The organism is Nostoc sp. LEGE 12447 (assembly GCF_015206985.1).
In the GTDB taxonomy this organism is placed as follows: Bacteria; Cyanobacteriota; Cyanobacteriia; order Cyanobacteriales; family Nostocaceae; genus Nostoc.
On record NZ_JADEXT010000055.1, the window covers coordinates 24,189 to 38,997 of the forward strand.

General features: G+C 42.5%; 15 protein-coding genes. 9 read left to right on the forward strand and 6 right to left on the reverse strand.

Features of this window, described 5'->3' with window-relative positions:
* Positions 1 to 8: 8 nt before the first annotated feature.
* Together IQ274_RS31785 and IQ274_RS31790 are read left to right on the forward strand one after the other, a co-directional pair.
* Positions 9 to 884, forward strand: a complete 876-nt coding sequence (locus IQ274_RS31785; RefSeq protein ID WP_194144636.1) for a uroporphyrinogen-III synthase — start codon at positions 9 to 11, stop codon at positions 882 to 884.
* Between the two features lie 82 nt (positions 885 to 966).
* A complete protein-coding gene (locus tag IQ274_RS31790; RefSeq protein WP_194144637.1) occupies positions 967 to 1,266 on the forward strand; it encodes a 2Fe-2S iron-sulfur cluster-binding protein in 300 nt (99 codons plus the stop codon).
* Between the two features lie 241 nt (positions 1,267 to 1,507).
* Here the strand turns inward: IQ274_RS31790 and IQ274_RS31795 are convergent, their stop codons facing one another.
* Positions 1,508 to 1,957 carry an Hsp20/alpha crystallin family protein gene (locus IQ274_RS31795; RefSeq protein WP_163931321.1) on the reverse strand — a complete coding sequence of 150 codons (450 nt, stop codon included), beginning with the start codon at positions 1,955 to 1,957 and terminating at the stop codon, positions 1,508 to 1,510.
* A 513-nt stretch (positions 1,958 to 2,470) separates the two neighbouring features.
* On the opposite strand from IQ274_RS31795, the gene IQ274_RS31800 reads away from it, so the two are divergent.
* Positions 2,471 to 2,791: a DMT family transporter gene (locus IQ274_RS31800; RefSeq protein ID WP_163931324.1), complete on the forward strand. Its 321-nt coding sequence runs from the start codon at positions 2,471 to 2,473 to the stop codon at positions 2,789 to 2,791.
* 423 nt (positions 2,792 to 3,214) lie between these two features.
* Here the strand turns inward: IQ274_RS31800 and IQ274_RS31805 are convergent, their stop codons facing one another.
* Complete coding sequence (locus IQ274_RS31805; protein ID WP_228058501.1) at positions 3,215 to 4,156, reverse strand: FecCD family ABC transporter permease; 942 nt, start codon at positions 4,154 to 4,156, stop codon at positions 3,215 to 3,217.
* A gap of 300 nt (positions 4,157 to 4,456) precedes the next feature.
* Here IQ274_RS31805 and IQ274_RS31810 point away from each other — a divergent pair, with 300 nt between their 5' ends.
* Positions 4,457 to 4,729 carry a hypothetical protein gene (locus tag IQ274_RS31810; RefSeq protein ID WP_194144639.1) on the forward strand — a complete coding sequence of 91 codons (273 nt, stop codon included), beginning with the start codon at positions 4,457 to 4,459 and terminating at the stop codon, positions 4,727 to 4,729.
* Here the strand turns inward: IQ274_RS31810 and IQ274_RS31815 are convergent.
* Positions 4,726 to 5,349, reverse strand: coding sequence for a 4Fe-4S single cluster domain-containing protein (locus IQ274_RS31815; RefSeq protein ID WP_194144640.1), 624 nt, complete (start codon positions 5,347 to 5,349; stop codon positions 4,726 to 4,728). The genes IQ274_RS31810 and IQ274_RS31815 overlap by 4 nt on opposite strands.
* A 182-nt stretch (positions 5,350 to 5,531) precedes the next feature.
* On the opposite strand from IQ274_RS31815, the gene IQ274_RS31820 reads away from it, so the two are divergent.
* The 3 genes from IQ274_RS31820 (at position 5,532) to IQ274_RS31830 (ending at position 9,038) form a co-directional block, all read left to right on the forward strand.
* Positions 5,532 to 6,725, forward strand: coding sequence for an NAD(P)/FAD-dependent oxidoreductase (locus tag IQ274_RS31820; RefSeq protein ID WP_194144641.1), 1,194 nt, complete (start codon positions 5,532 to 5,534; stop codon positions 6,723 to 6,725).
* Positions 6,726 to 6,946: 221 nt separating this feature from the next.
* The gene (locus IQ274_RS31825; RefSeq protein WP_114080555.1) at positions 6,947 to 7,591 is read left to right on the forward strand and encodes an HAD-IA family hydrolase; all 645 of its coding nucleotides are present in this window, start codon (positions 6,947 to 6,949) and stop codon (positions 7,589 to 7,591) included.
* A 586-nt stretch (positions 7,592 to 8,177) separates the two neighbouring features.
* Entirely contained in the window at positions 8,178 to 9,038 is an 861-nt protein-coding gene (locus IQ274_RS31830; RefSeq protein ID WP_194144642.1) for a Tab2/Atab2 family RNA-binding protein, read from the forward strand.
* 213 nt (positions 9,039 to 9,251) lie between these two features.
* Here the strand turns inward: IQ274_RS31830 and IQ274_RS31835 are convergent, their stop codons facing one another.
* Complete coding sequence (locus IQ274_RS31835; RefSeq protein WP_163931513.1) at positions 9,252 to 9,419, reverse strand: hypothetical protein; 168 nt, start codon at positions 9,417 to 9,419, stop codon at positions 9,252 to 9,254.
* Here IQ274_RS31835 and IQ274_RS31840 point away from each other — a divergent pair.
* Positions 9,418 to 10,731 carry a TldD/PmbA family protein gene (locus IQ274_RS31840; RefSeq protein ID WP_114080557.1) on the forward strand — a complete coding sequence of 438 codons (1,314 nt, stop codon included), beginning with the start codon at positions 9,418 to 9,420 and terminating at the stop codon, positions 10,729 to 10,731. The genes IQ274_RS31835 and IQ274_RS31840 overlap by 2 nt on opposite strands.
* Before the next feature lie 188 nt (positions 10,732 to 10,919).
* Positions 10,920 to 13,577 (forward strand): chloride channel protein, encoded by a 2,658-nt coding sequence (locus IQ274_RS31845; protein WP_163931516.1) that lies wholly within the window; start codon positions 10,920 to 10,922, stop codon positions 13,575 to 13,577.
* A gap of 53 nt (positions 13,578 to 13,630) precedes the next feature.
* Here IQ274_RS31845 and IQ274_RS31850 read toward each other — a convergent pair whose 3' ends face one another.
* The gene (locus IQ274_RS31850; RefSeq protein ID WP_163931519.1) at positions 13,631 to 13,825 is read right to left on the reverse strand and encodes a hypothetical protein; all 195 of its coding nucleotides are present in this window, start codon (positions 13,823 to 13,825) and stop codon (positions 13,631 to 13,633) included.
* Between the two features lie 265 nt (positions 13,826 to 14,090).
* Positions 14,091 to 14,390, reverse strand: coding sequence for a WGxxGxxG family protein (locus IQ274_RS31855; RefSeq protein ID WP_194144643.1), 300 nt, complete (start codon positions 14,388 to 14,390; stop codon positions 14,091 to 14,093).
* Positions 14,391 to 14,809: the final 419 nt, after the last annotated feature.

Consider the following 14,809-nt stretch of genomic DNA (forward strand, 5'->3'; position numbering starts at 1 on the left):
ATAAACAAATGCACACCCAATCAAAACAACTCAACCTACTCACTCCATCTAGAGAGTTACCTCTATATGGCAAGAGAATTTTAGTAACAGCACCGAGAAATTATGCTTATAGGTTATCTGAACAAATTATCAAACAAGGTGGTTTACCTGTTTTCATGCCTACTATCGAAACCTGCTATTTCTCAAACTACGGTAAGTTAGATGCTGCTCTTAACCACATAGCTGAATTTGATTGGATTGTCTTCACAAGTAGAAATGGCATCACTGCATTTTTTCACCGGATGAATAATTTAAATATTCCTGTATCTGTGGTACAAAAATGTCAATTATGTGCTTTGGGAAAAGATGCAGAAAGCCTATTGTCTTTTTGTGGCAAGGTAGATTTAATTCCAACAGAATCTAGTCCAGCCGGGATTGTGGCGGAATTAGCGAAAATTCCGCAAATTCATGACAAAAAAGTGCTGATACCTGCACCAGAGGTTGTTGGTTTGCCTGAGCCTGATGTTGTACCCAATTTAATTACGGATTTGCAGCAATTGGGCATAGAAGTAACTCGCGTACCCACATATATTACACAGGGCTTAGACACAAGTATCTACAGTATTGAATTAAACCTGATAAATCAAGGAATGATTGATGTCATTGCCTTTAGTAGCACGGCGGAAGTAGAAAGCTTTTTGACAATGGTCAACTCGCAAAGTGACTATGAAGGTTGCATTATTGCATGTTTTGGCCCTTATACAACAGCTAATGCGCGGAAGTTGGGTGTGAATGTCTCCATCGTGTCTAGGGATTATAGTTCATTTGAGGGATTTGCTGAAGCGATCGCAGAATTTTTTACTCTCACTTCCAATTCACACCAAGCACTTCAGGATGTAGAGTAATCAACCACATTTAACTCTAGACTAGCAGCACATAAACCCGTAGGATCAACAATGTAGTTCACATTTAGCTAGGGATTGTTACATGGCAACTTATAAAGTCACATTAAAGACTCCAGATGAAGAAAAAACTATTGAAGTTTCTGAAGATGATTACATCTTAGAGATTGCTAACGAAGAAAATGAGATGGACTTGCCTTACTCTTGTAATGCTGGTTCTTGCTCAACCTGCGCTGGTAAGCTGATTTCAGGTACAGTTGACCAATCAGATCAGAACTTCTTAGACGACGATCAAATAGATGCAGGATGGGTTCTCACCTGCGTTGCCAGACCAACTTCTGACTGTGTAATCCTAACCAATCAAGAAGATGAACTTAACGGTTAACTAAGAAAGGTGAATTTAAGAAAGAGCAAGTTTTGTAGGATGCGTTAAAACATTTGTGCTAGCGCAACTAAAATCTGAGGTAGTGCTTTACTCTCGGCAATAACACACTCTACAAGATTTAGAATTTTGCACTTTCCTAAAAAATCTATATAGCCTGAGTCATTCACACTAAAAAGCGCTCTCTAAAAAGGGAGCGCTTTTTATTTAGTTTAATAAATAGCTAGCAGATATAAAGCAGAAATTAGCCAGATGATGCTAGATTAACTTTGACGACTTTGTTCTTTTCTTCTTCAGCTTTGGGTAGCGTCAGGTTTAAGATGCCATCTTTATAATCTGCCTTGACGTTAGTATTTTGAATCCGAGTAGGTAAAGGAATTACACGTTGGAATTTACCGTAGTGAAATTCGCTCTTGATTACACCTTTCTCTTCAGCTTTAGCTTCAGACTTCCGCTCACCACTTAGGTATACAGCATTTTCTGTAACTTGCAAATCCAGGTCTTTAGCCTCAATTCCCGGAAGTTCTACTTTTAGATGAATTGCATCTTCAGTTTCTTTTAACTCAGCAGCAGGAACTCTAGAGTAGCCTCTCTCTAAAAATGCAGATGGTAAAGTTTCTTCATCAAATAAACGATTGATTTGACGTTGTATTGTGTTCAATTCTTGCCAGGGGTTCCAACGTACTAATGTCATCTTTCCACCTCGTATAATCAGTATCTTTGCTGTTCAACTAATTGAGGATTTATTTCCTTGCTTTTCATAGTATTTAAAAATAAAAGTGGTGTAAATTCGGTTTTTATCACATGATTTATGATGATTACCGAACCACAATAAATGTAGGGTAATCTTAACTAGGGAGGTTCGGTAAACTCGACAAGAAAGACCTGAATTTAAAAATTCTCTAATTTATAATTTCTAGAATATGCCTGTAAGCTAATATTAGGTAGATAGATACCTAGCTTATTTGAGAAGCCAGGTATCGGAATTACTAACCTATTTATCAGGAACAATAATATACCGATTACATTTTAGATTGTTTCTGAATAAGGTGATTTTGCCGCAATTTTTAACCAGATTATTCTGTGCAGTTTCACAAATAATTGGTATTAGGGTATTTCCTCAATCACTAATATCAATTAAAAGTGTTGTATTTTCTTGTTTTCATAGAGATAATAAAAGACTGCTAACAAACCGCTCACAAAAGACATGTCAACAAGTTGGATTTATCTCATCGCAGCAATACTTTTTGAGGTTTCAGGCACAACTTGCATGAAGTTATCAGAAGGATTTACTAAATTAGTCCCTTCAGTATTAATATTTGTTTTTTATGGACTTTGTTTTAGTTTTTTAACTCTTGCTCTCAAGAGACTTGAAGTAAGCGTGGCTTATTCTGTCTGGGCTGGGTTGGGAACTGTCCTAATTGCAATCATTGGTATTATTTGGTTTCGTGAATCTGCTACATTTATCAAACTTTTGTCGATCGCCCTAATAATTTTGGGTGTAATTGGTATAAATGCAAGCAAGTAAATAAAAATACCTGGTCTATTTTAAAATAGGCCAGGTAAATAAACCAAAACTGATCATTCTGCTTGTTGCTGTTGTAGTGAATACACCAGCAATTTTTATTATTCCGTTAGCAAAGCAAAATGAGCGGACTTAGTTAAATGCTTTTAAAAGTATAGTAAAGCTCGGTAAATATAGCCCACAAGTAATTTACTTTTAATACTTTACCAGAGACAACCAAACTCATACAGCCAACTTGGCAGGTTTTTTATACACTGAGGCGTAAAAGATATTATTTTATAGTCTCAACTTACAGTAGTTTTTATGTATTTGAACCACAACTGTCGTACTAGGGGCGCAAGGACTTACGCTCCTACCGCGTGGTCTGTTTACCTGAAAATAGTTGTAAGCTAAAAAACAATTTTGGCTTAATCCAAGCGGATTAGCTCAAAATTTATTAAACCCAGCAGAACGACGATAAAGTAACCAGATAAATAGCGGTGAACCCAGCAAAGCGGTGACAGAACCTACTGGTAGTTCTACTGCTCCTAATCTAGAGAGTAAATCTGCAAAAGTCAGTAACCATGCACCTGCAAGGGCGGAAAGTGGTAAAACAAAGCGATGATCTGTACCAACAATGAGGCGGACACCGTGGGGGACAACAAGACCAATAAATCCAATCAAGCCACTGATGCTGACTGCACCTGCGGCTAAGAGAGTGGCGACACCACCAATTAATAGGCGCGATCGCGTCAGCGAAACCCCCAAACCCACAGCCAAATCATCGCCCAAAGCCAGCACATTTACCGATCGCGCCAGTAAGCATCCCCCAATTAATGCAACAATAATATAAGGGCCAGCCGTCGAAATTTCTTGCCAACCCCGTCCATTGAGACTACCAACCAGCCAACTGAGCGCAATTTGAATTTGACCGTCTTCAGCTAAAAGCAGCAATGTACTTTGTGCAGCACCAAATAAAGAACTCACCGCCACACCGCCTAGAATCAACCGCTCAACCGAAATTCCCGACCCCGCGCGACCAAGTAAAATAACGATCGCAGAAGTCAGAATTGCCCCCATCCACGCTGCTAAAGGAATTGCGATCGGGAATATTTGCCACACAATCATCACAATCACAACTAATCCAGCACCCGCAGAAATGCCCAAAATAAATGGATCGGCAAGACTATTGCGTAACATCCCTTGTAGCAATGCTCCTGACATTCCCAAAGCTGCGCCAACAATGAGAGCAGCCGTAATGCGCGGGAGACGTAAATCCCAAAGAATTGTCTGTTTAATCGGATCGCCTTTGTGGAGTATGGCTTGCCAAAATTCCGACATACTTAAAGGTACTGCTCCTTGAGAAAGGGACAGCACTAGCGTTACCATCAGTGCTGCACTCAGGAGTAAAACAGCCCAAAGTACCCGGTGTTCAGTAAAAATTGTCTTAAATGGTTTAGTCAAATTTAGATATGCATTTTTTTTAAATATAATGCGTCTCAAACACAGATGCATTGGACATTGGGCAGGAGGGAGGGCAATACGGTTCGGTTAAAGGGGAAAGGGGAAAGGGAAAAGGTTTTGAATAAATTTTTACCCTTTACCCAGACCACAAGGAAAGTGAAAAATGCTTATCCGAACCGTATTGGGAGGGAGGAGAGTTAAAACTTAGACATTGACCCTCAGAAGGTGAAAGTTGACCCTCAGAAGGTGGAAGTTGACCCTCAGAAGGTGGAAGTTGACCCTCAGAAGGTGGAAGTTGACCCTCAGAAGGTGGAAGTTGACCCTCAGAAGGTGAAAGTTGACCCTCAGAAGGTGGAAGTTGAGCCTCAGAAGGTGGAAGTTGAGCCTCAGAAGGTGAACGTTGAGCCTCAGAAGGTGGAAGTTGAACCTCAGAAGGTGAACGTTGATCTTCTGAGGCTAAATCCTTTTATGCCCAATGCCCAATTCCCAATACCTTAAGTCAATTCCAGCCCACCTTGATAGCCAGTGACAATGCGCCCACCATCTTTGAGAATGTGGACTTCTATCTGATCGCTAGCCCAAGTAATCTGGTCTTGGAAAGCCGGGTTTAACACACGAACCCGTTGATTACTAGAAGAAACTGGAGAGTTGGGAGAATTAATTGCCAGAGATTGGACAAAAGGCCCGTCAATTAAGATATCAAGTTGTTCTAACAATTCTTGAGAACCTGGCGGCGCAGATTGAGACTGTAGTTGTTTGAGAGTGAACCCAGAAAAAGACATTACATTTAACCCAGCAGCTTTTACCTTACGCGCTAAAGATGCCAATGCAGTTGCTTGCCAAAATGGTTCTCCACCAGAGAATGTTACACCCATATTGCGGGGATTGCTGAGAATATTCTCGGCAAGGGTATCAACAGCAATCAATTGGTTAGCCTCAAAAGACCAGGAGTTAGTATTAAAGCAGCCAGGACACTCACGAAGACAACCTTGTACCCAGACGACTGCACGACAACCAGGGCCATTAACTTCTGACTGATCGACGTAACCCATAATGTTGAGATAGCCAGGGGGAATTTCCATGAGTGCTAGCGATGGGTCAGTTGGCTTAATTTCCATCTCTTTAACTCCTTTTAGCCGTTGCCTGTTAACCGTTAAATATAGCGAATCGACCGTTAAATAACTGTGACCATTAATGATTAATCTCTCAAAAACTTGATGGGATTTTGAAAAGTCCGCTTTAACTGACTAGACTGAAGTTAGTTGCCCAGCTAGTATTAATCCTTTTATAGATAAAATCGATGACTGAACAAAATTCTAGAATTTGTATCCTTGGCGGAGGCTTTGGTGGTCTTTACACAGCCTTACGCTTAAGCCAGTTACCTTGGGAATCTACGCAAAAACCCGAAATTGTTTTGGTAGATCAAAGCGATCGCTTTCTATTCTCCCCTTTGCTTTACGAATTACTCACTGGTGAACTGCAAACCTGGGAAATTGCCCCACCTTTTGAAGAACTTTTACAAGGCACAGGGGTACGTTTTTATCAAGGGGTTGTGTCTGGAATTGACATCGACCAGCAACGGGTAAATATACATGAAGGGCCAGAAATCCCTTACGATCGCTTAGTGCTGGCACTAGGAGGTGAGACACCGCTAGATTTAGTCCCCGGTGCGGCAACCTACGGCTACCCATTCCGCACCATCTCTGATGCCTATCGCTTGGAAGAACGCCTGCGATTTTTAGAAGAATCTGATGCTGATAAAATTCGGGTGGCAATTATTGGAGCTGGCTACAGTGGTGTAGAGTTAGCCTGTAAATTAGCCGACAGACTCGGTGAAAGAGGACGCTTTCGGATCGTTGAAATCGCCGATCAAATTTTACGAACTTCTCCAGAGTTTAACCGGGAAGCAGCAAAAAAAGCTTTAGAAGCACGTGGTGTGTTTCTAGATTTAGAAACCAAAGTCGAATTAATAGAGCAAAATAGCATCACCCTAGAGTACAAAAACCAGTTAGACACGATTCCCGTAGATTTGGTAATTTGGACTGTGGGAAATAGAGTTGCGCCTGTAGTGAAATCTCTTCCCCTCAAGCAAAATCAGCGTGGTCAAATTAACACTACATCCAATCTACAAGTCATCGATCATCCAGAAATTTTTGCCTTGGGAGATTTAGCAGACTGTCATGATGTTGAAGGACAGCAAGTCCCCGCCACGGCACAAGCGGCTTTTCAACAAGCTGATTATACTGCTTGGAATATTTGGGCAAGTCTGACTAATCGTCCTCTCCTTCCCTTCCACTACCAACAGTTAGGAGAAATGATGACATTGGGTAAAAACAACGCCACCCTTACTGGTTTGGGAATTAAACTAGATGGCCCCTTGGCATCCGTCGCCCGTCGGATTGCCTATTTATATAGGTTGCCAACTTTAGACCATCAACTCAAAGTTGGTTTTAATTGGCTAGTGCGTCCAATCATCGAGACACTTTCTAAGTAACTTAATTGGGAATTGGGAATGGGGAATTGGGAATGGGAAATGGGGAATGGGAAATGGGGAATGGGGGATGGGGACAAATGACCAATGATAAATGACCAATGACAAATGACAAATTACAATGATTTGCTTTATTTTCGTCAAGCTACTTAGCAGATGCTAGACTCTACCCACAGAAACTCTCTAACGAGCCAAAATCTAACATTCAAAATCTTCAAACTTTGATGGAACAACCGAAAGTTATTTTTTTAGATGCTGTGGGTACACTCTTCGATGTTAAAGGCAGTGTAGGTAAAGTTTATAGTCAGATAGCTGAGGAATTTGGTGTGACGGTTCCAGCCGAAACATTGAATACAGCCTTCATCAAAAGCTTTAAAGCAGCCCCGCCGCCGATATTTCCAGATGCAGAACTCCAAGATATTCCTCAGCGTGAGTTTGATTGGTGGCGGATAATTGCCCTGAACACTTTTGAAAGTGCAGGTGTCCTCAAGGAATTTTCTGACTTTTCGGCTTTTTTTAGCGAACTTTACATCCACTTTGGCACTGGCGAACCGTGGTTTGTCTATCCCGATGTTCTACCAGCTTTAATCAACTGGCGGCGCTTGGGGGTTACTTTGGGCGTGCTATCCAATTTTGATTCCCGGATTTATTCAGTATTGCAAAGTTTGGGATTGAGAGAGTTTTTTACCTCCGTCACCATTGCTACCCAGGTACGTGCAGCTAAACCCGATCCTCAAATTTTTGCTATTGCCTTAGATAAACATAAGTGTTCCCCTTCAGCAGCATGGCATATTGGCGATAGCGTTGTAGAAGACTACTACGCAGCTAAAGCAGCAGGACTCAGAGGCGTTTGGATCAATCGTGGTTAATAAGGAGATACTTTAGCGATCGCTATTTTTTCTCAAATCTAAACACAACACAGCATATACTCAACAGATGAGAATACTAGACATCTCCAGAAATTAATTATGCGTTACCTGAAACCCTTGTAGAGACGTTGCAATGCAACGTCTCTACATTCATTTTCGGAGATGTCTACTAAATATTTAGTTATCAAACTCTCAAGTATTCACAAAGACGGAACCCACCCCACAACCCATCACCAATAAAAATACAGTAATAGAGAGGGGGAATGGGGAATGGGGAATGGGGAGTGTGGGAAGTGTGGGGGGTAAGACTTCTTCCCCGTCCTCCCCCACCTCCCACACCCTGCCAGCAAGGAGGTTTCAGCTTTTCTTAGTGCCATTCGCCTAATGTCCAATACTTCTCTACGAGAGGCTGCACCAATGGCTTCTCCATGAAACGCTACACAAATGCTCAGTACAAGTGCCATGCCCAATTCCCAATTCCCAATTCCCAATGCCCCATTCCCAATTCCCAATGCTCCATGCTGCCCCAACACTCGTATGATCAACATATCAGGAAAACATAGCAGCCAGATTTTTACCGCAAAACATGGGCAGTATTTGGGAAATCGATTTTTACTCCCGTCCGATTTTGGACGATAATCAGAAAAAAATTTGGGAAGTCTTAGTCTGCGAAAGCCCCTTGGATATTGGCACAAAACCAGATTCTTTGTTTCGTTATGCTCAATATTGTCCCAGTACCCAGGTAAACTCGGGCTGGTTGCGGACAGCATTGCAAGAGGCTATTAACCAAGCTGGAAAAGCACCAATTAAAATCCGCTTTTTCCGCCGCCAAATGAATAACATGATTACTAAAGCCTGCCAAGATATAGGCATTCCCGCCCAGCCTAGCCGCCGTACTTTGGTTCTTAACCAATGGCTAGAAGAGCGGATGAAGGAAGTCTATCCTCAAGAACCGGGGTATCAAGGGGGGACTAATCCCTCAGTCCGCTTGGAGAAACCCTTGCCGCAACGTTTACCAGATGCTTTGGAAGGGCAACAGTGGGTATTTGTTACCTTAGATGCTGCGGATTTGGCAGAGATGCCAGAGTGGGAAATTGGCTTTGGTGAAGCTTTCCCTTTAGAATTGGCGAAAGTTTCACCCGAAGCCCGTATTCCTGGTATTTTGATTTTCTCACCGAGAGCCTTGCCCTTGGCTGGCTGGATGTCTGGTTTGGAGTTGGCTTTCTTAAGATTTGACACCAGTGAAGAGCCGAGATTGCTTTTAGAAACGGGGGTTAATGAAAGCTGGATTGTGGCAAATATCAAAAAACCTCAAGTCTTAGCAGAGGCTAAAGGTTTTGAAGAAGCCAAGCAAAAAGCTAACGGAGTGCATTTTATTGGTATACAGTCTGATCCCAAAGCAGAATCTTTTGCTGGTTTTTGGCTTTTGCAAGAGGTTAATCTTTGAAGATGGGAATTGGGAATGGGGAATGGGGAATGGGGAATTGGAATCCCTTCTCTGCGAGACGCTACGCGAACGGCTTCGCTCAGGGCAAGTGGGAATGGGGACTAATGATCAATGACAAATGACCAATGACCAATGACAAATGACCAATGACCAATGACAAATGACTAGATCCGTTGAGACATGACAATGATTTGGGATAATTAACTGCGTCCATCAGTTTTGATCTGCGGTTCTAAATCGTAACTGTAAGGAAACGCTGATGATTTTTGGATAGTTATCTGCGTCCATCGGCAGAAAGCCCGATCGTTGGTTTTTAGCGATCGCCCTTTCTCCAAGGTGCGCTGATATGCGGTTCAAAATCCACAATTCACTAAGGGTCATGGGTTCTGAAAATTTGTCACAAGATACACTAGCCGAACAGTTGCTGGAACTAGCTATAAAATCTGGAGCAGAAGCTGCTGAGGTGTATCAGTCGCGATCGCTTTCTCGTCCAGTGTTTTTTGAGGCAAACCGGCTCAAACAGCTAGAAACCAACCAATCTGAAGGCACAGCACTACGGCTTTGGCGAAACGGTCGTCCGGGGCTGACGGTGGCTTACGGTTCTGTCTTAGCCGAAGTGATGGTGGAAAAAGCTCTGGCATTAAGTCACCTGAATGAACCGGAAACTGTAGAATTAGGCTCTAACTTTCAGCCCTCCTACCCAGATTTAGGAGAAAGTGTACCAATAGAGATTTTGGTAGACTGGGGCAAAGAAGCGATCGCACTCATCCGCGATGTCTATCCCGATGTTGTGTGCAATGGTGACTGGGAATGTGATATTGAAACTACCAGAATAGTCAACACTAAAGGTTTAGATTGTTACTACACCGATACTACCCTCAACTGCTATGTATCAGCAGAATGGGTACGTGGTGATGATTTTTTAAGTGTTGCTGATGGTCAAACCAAGCGGGGGGAACTTCACCCTGAAAGATTAGCTAACCAAATTTTACAACGGCTAATTTGGGCCAGAGAAAATGTCTCACCCCCTACTGGTCGTGTCCCGATTTTGTTCACTTCTAAAGCTGCTGATATGCTTTGGGGTACTGTGCAAGCCGCTTTGAATGGCAAGCAAGTCTTAGAAGTATCTTCACCTTGGGCAGAACGTTTAGGGAACCCAGTTGTTGCCCCCAGTCTCACTCTCTACCAAGATCCAGAAGCTGGCCCTTACAGTTGCCCTTTTGATGATGAAGGTACTCCGACTCAATCTTTAGTATTTATCCAAAACGGAATTTTACAGCATTTTTATGGCGATCGCACCACGGGTCGCCAACTGGGTACTGACACTACTGGAAATGGTTTTCGCCCTGGTTTGGGCAGCTATCCCACCCCTGGTTTATTTAATTTTCTCATCCAGCCAGGTTCGGCATCGTTACCAGATTTGATTCAACAACTAGATGATGGCTTGATTGTGGATCAAATGCTTGGTGATGGTGGCAGTATTTCTGGAGATTTTTCGATCAATGTCGATTTAGGCTACCGCGTCCAAAATGGTCAAGTAATTGGGCGCGTTAAGGATACTATGGTTGCAGGTAATGTTTACACAGCCCTGAAGCAATTGGTTGCACTGGGCAATGATGGTGACTGGAATGGTTCTTGTTATACTCCATCTCTGATAGTAGAAGGGCTATCCACCACGGGGAGAAGCAATTAAATAATTCGTAATTGGGAGAGTACTTTTGTACAGCGATCCTAAATTATTTATGAATAACAAGATCCCCGACTTCTTTAAGAAGTCGGGGATCTGGGCCTTGAGATAGACTTTTAAACCATCCTCTAAGATTCCACTAAACAGCTTTTTAGGAAAGATTTGTAATCCAAAATTTAAAATCAAAAATTGGTATGAATCAGCGTTTTCGCACCTGGTGGCAGCCTAGAAGAGGTTTAGCGATCGCCGAGGCTTGTGTTATCGGTTTGGTTGCTGCCCTATCTGCGGTATTCCTGAAAGTAGGATCGGGATGGCTGGGGACATGGCGAGTGCATACAACCCACCTTTTTCCAGCATGGCTGGTATTACCTGTAATTGGTCTTGTCCTGGGATTTCTCGCTGGATGGATGGTGGATAGATTGGCACCAGAGGCTGCTGGTAGCGGTATTCCGCAAGTCAAAGCTTCTCTGGCAAATGTGCCTGTGAATTTATCTTGGCGAGTCGCAGGTGTAAAGTTACTCAGCGCTATCATCGCCATCGGTTCAGGCATGACTCTAGGACGGCAAGGCCCTACTGTCCAAGTAGGGGCAGGTTTGGCAGCAGGGATGAGTCGTTGGGTTCCCACTTCCCCCGATCATCGACGGCAAATGATTGCAGCAGGAGCGGGTGCGGGTTTGGCTGCTGCTTTCAATGCTCCGATCGCAGGTGTATTATTTATTGTTGAAGAATTACTCCAAGATTTATCAGGATTGACTCTGGGAACTGCCATTATCGCCTCCTTTATTGGTGGGGTGATATCCCGACTCTTAGGTGGTGGCTCTCTTGACCTGAACCTGCAATTAACGCAATCTTCCAGCCAATTTTCTATCCCAGAAATTCCCTTTTTTGTACTGTTAGGTATCTTGGCAGGGTTGTTGGGTGCATTGTTTAATAGCGGCTTAATATTTAGTATTAAATTTTATAGAAGATTACACATCAGCTTACCCCTGCGGGTGGCTTTAGCTGGATTTATCTCTGGTGTTGTCGTGGCTATGCTCCCTCCATCGTTCCGGGATAATACAGGATTACGGGAGTCCTTAATTACTGGAGGTTCACAACCTACAGTAGCAGCGATTGCCTTTACCGCCCAATTCATTCTCACACTCATAGCATTTGGTTCGGGAGCGCCGGGGGGGTTATTCGCTCCCAGTCTGATTTTGGGTTCTTGTTTAGGACATATCATCGGTGTAGCTGAGTTATATATCACTGGAGTTGGCTCTCCGACTACTTACGCCCTAGCGGGGATGGGGGGATTTTTTAGCGCCGTTTCCAAAGTGCCAATCACAGCAATTGTGATTGTGTTTGAAATGACTACAGATTTCAATCTGGTACTACCTTTAATGATTGTTTCTGTAGCAGCTTATCTGGTTGCGGATAAGGTAGTCCCTGGTTCGCTTTATGAGAAACTTTTGGAGTTAAAAGGAATTGCTCTCACCAAACAAGTTCCGATGGAGGGAGCATTAACCAAGTTAACTGCAAAAGATGTGATGCAAGAACGAGTGGAAACTCTGGATGCAGAGATGAGCTTAGAAGAAGCAATGCAGTCTTTTGCTCGTTCCCATCATCGCGGTTTTCCTGTGGTAGAAGATAGCAAGTTAGTAGGAATTGTGACGCAATCAGATTTACTGAAAATACGGGAGAGTGCAAACCATGCACTTCGCGATCGCAATTTAGCCGATATTTTTTTAAAAGAAATTATGACACCTGTCCCGATGACAGTAACACCAACTCACACTCTGGGCAATGTATTGTATTTACTCGATCGTTATCAAATCAGTCGCTTACCAGTGGTGAATGGACGGAAACTGATCGGGATTATTACCCGTGCAGATATTATTCGGGCAGAAGCAGATCATCTCAATTGTGGAAATGGAACTCCTAAGCTGCAACCAGAACCTTCATACATAGTTTACCAAACGCGATCGCCTAGCACTGGTAGCGGTAGATTATTAGTACCAGTAGCTAATCCCGAAACCGCAGGTATTTTATTACAAATGGCAGCAGCTATTGCCCGCGATCGCCATTATGAAATAGATTGTGTGCAAGTTATGCTCATACCCCGCCACAGTTCTCCATCAGAAACACAGGTAAGAACGGCAAAAAGTCGCCGCTTGCTCAGACAGGCGGAAGTCTTAGCAAAAAAGTGGAAAATCCCCTTGCACACGCAGATTCGAGTTACCCACGATGTCGCCCAAGCAATTTTAGAGACAATCAACGAACAACACATCGACCTGATTTTAATGGGATGGAAAGGTAACACATCTACCCCTGGTCGGATTTTTGGCAGCGTTGTAGACAACATAATTCGCCAAGCCACCTGCGAAGTCGTGTTAGTAAAATTAGGCACTACTCCCCATTACCCCTTATCCCCAGAGGGGGCCCCACCTTCCCCACTCCCCACTCAGCACTCCTTTAACCGTTGGCTAGTTCCAATGGCTGGTGGTCCCAATTCCCCCCTAGCGATTAAGTTGTTACCTGCTTTAATTACATTGGGAAATGATCCGCAAATTCGCTTGACACAGGTGTTTAATCCATCTGAACTCAAGCCGGATATGTCAATTTCAGAACAAGCCATCCGTCAGTTGATGCGGCGGCGAAAATTATCTAGTAGTGTAGTTGCGCTCCCAGTGCAAGCTGATTCAGTAGCTGAAGGTGTGATTAACCTAGTGAAAACCGAAGGTTACGATGTTGTAGTTTTGGGAGCTTCCCGCGAGGGATTATTGCAGCAGGCAATTCAAGGTAATATTCCAGAAGCGATCGCCTCTGGTGTAGAAAGTACAGTGATTTTGGTCAGGGGTGCAATTCACAAGTGAACTACTTAGGCTTACCTGCAATTGACATAAATATTACGATATAATTACTTTCTTTATCTATGATAAAGAACACCAATAATCAAAGTAAAAATTATTGGAATTAAGATTGGAATAGCAACTATCAGTCCCCATTTACCAAACTTAATTTCTTCACCCTCAGATTTTAGAAACGCAATCCAACCTACAACTCCCATCAAAACCCAAATAAACCCAAAGGAAAGAAATATAATAAATACTGAATCTTCCATTTTTATTTAAATTACAACTAATGACCACTAACTAACTTTACTAAGTTTGCACGAAAATGGCTAAAATTAGAAGTGTCATGGCGCTGTTTTTTTCGCCAATTTTATATTTTGGAAGTTCCCTAATTAACAACTGAACCAAGGAAACTTGATCCATTTTTACTCCCCAAGGGTTGGAGCTATTTAAACATACAAATAAAGCCTGCTGATGCAGGCTTTACCCGTAATAATTTTTAAGAATTACGCAAAATTAGAATGCAACTTATTATTAATAGTTAGAACGGGAGCCAGGGGAACCGACCACATTAGGATCACGATAAGCTACATTATCATCAGCTTTGCGGTTCTTGCGACCCAATAAACCAAATAAACCGAGCAAGCCTAACAAACCCCAATCCCCATCTTGATAATTTCCATCGGTAGCAGCGCGGTCTGTAGTAGTGTTTGTAGCAGTACCATCAGGAGCTGTTGTTGTCTGAGCAGAAGCAGGCATAATTGTAGGTAAGGTAGCCAAACTTAGAGCTAGAACAGTACTTCCTAGAATTTTGGAGACATTAAAGCGTTTCACGATCACATTCCTCAATTGAATTGTTACAACTAATAGTTAAAGCATATTAAGTTTTGACAACGGCAGCATCAATCTTTAGCTGCAAATATAAATCAGCTTAAAGTTGCATTTGCAATCGATTAAATAAGCATTTTGGTATAGATTATATTACCGAGCCTATTAAATTAGGCAATCATGAAGCCAGCGATCGCATTAAAAACAGCTCGATTACAGAAGAAAAAATTACCTCTTCAGCGATGACAGATGTTGATAATTGAAGGCAGAAAATACAGTAATTCCGGTCAGTATGGGCTTACAGCACTTCCGTCTGTTATAAGGTACACTAGATTAAAATATAAATACCTTTAAATGAAGTCTTACTCTGTCGAGCTTCGAGAAAAAATAGTTGCGGCACATCTTCAAAAAAACATTTCGATCAG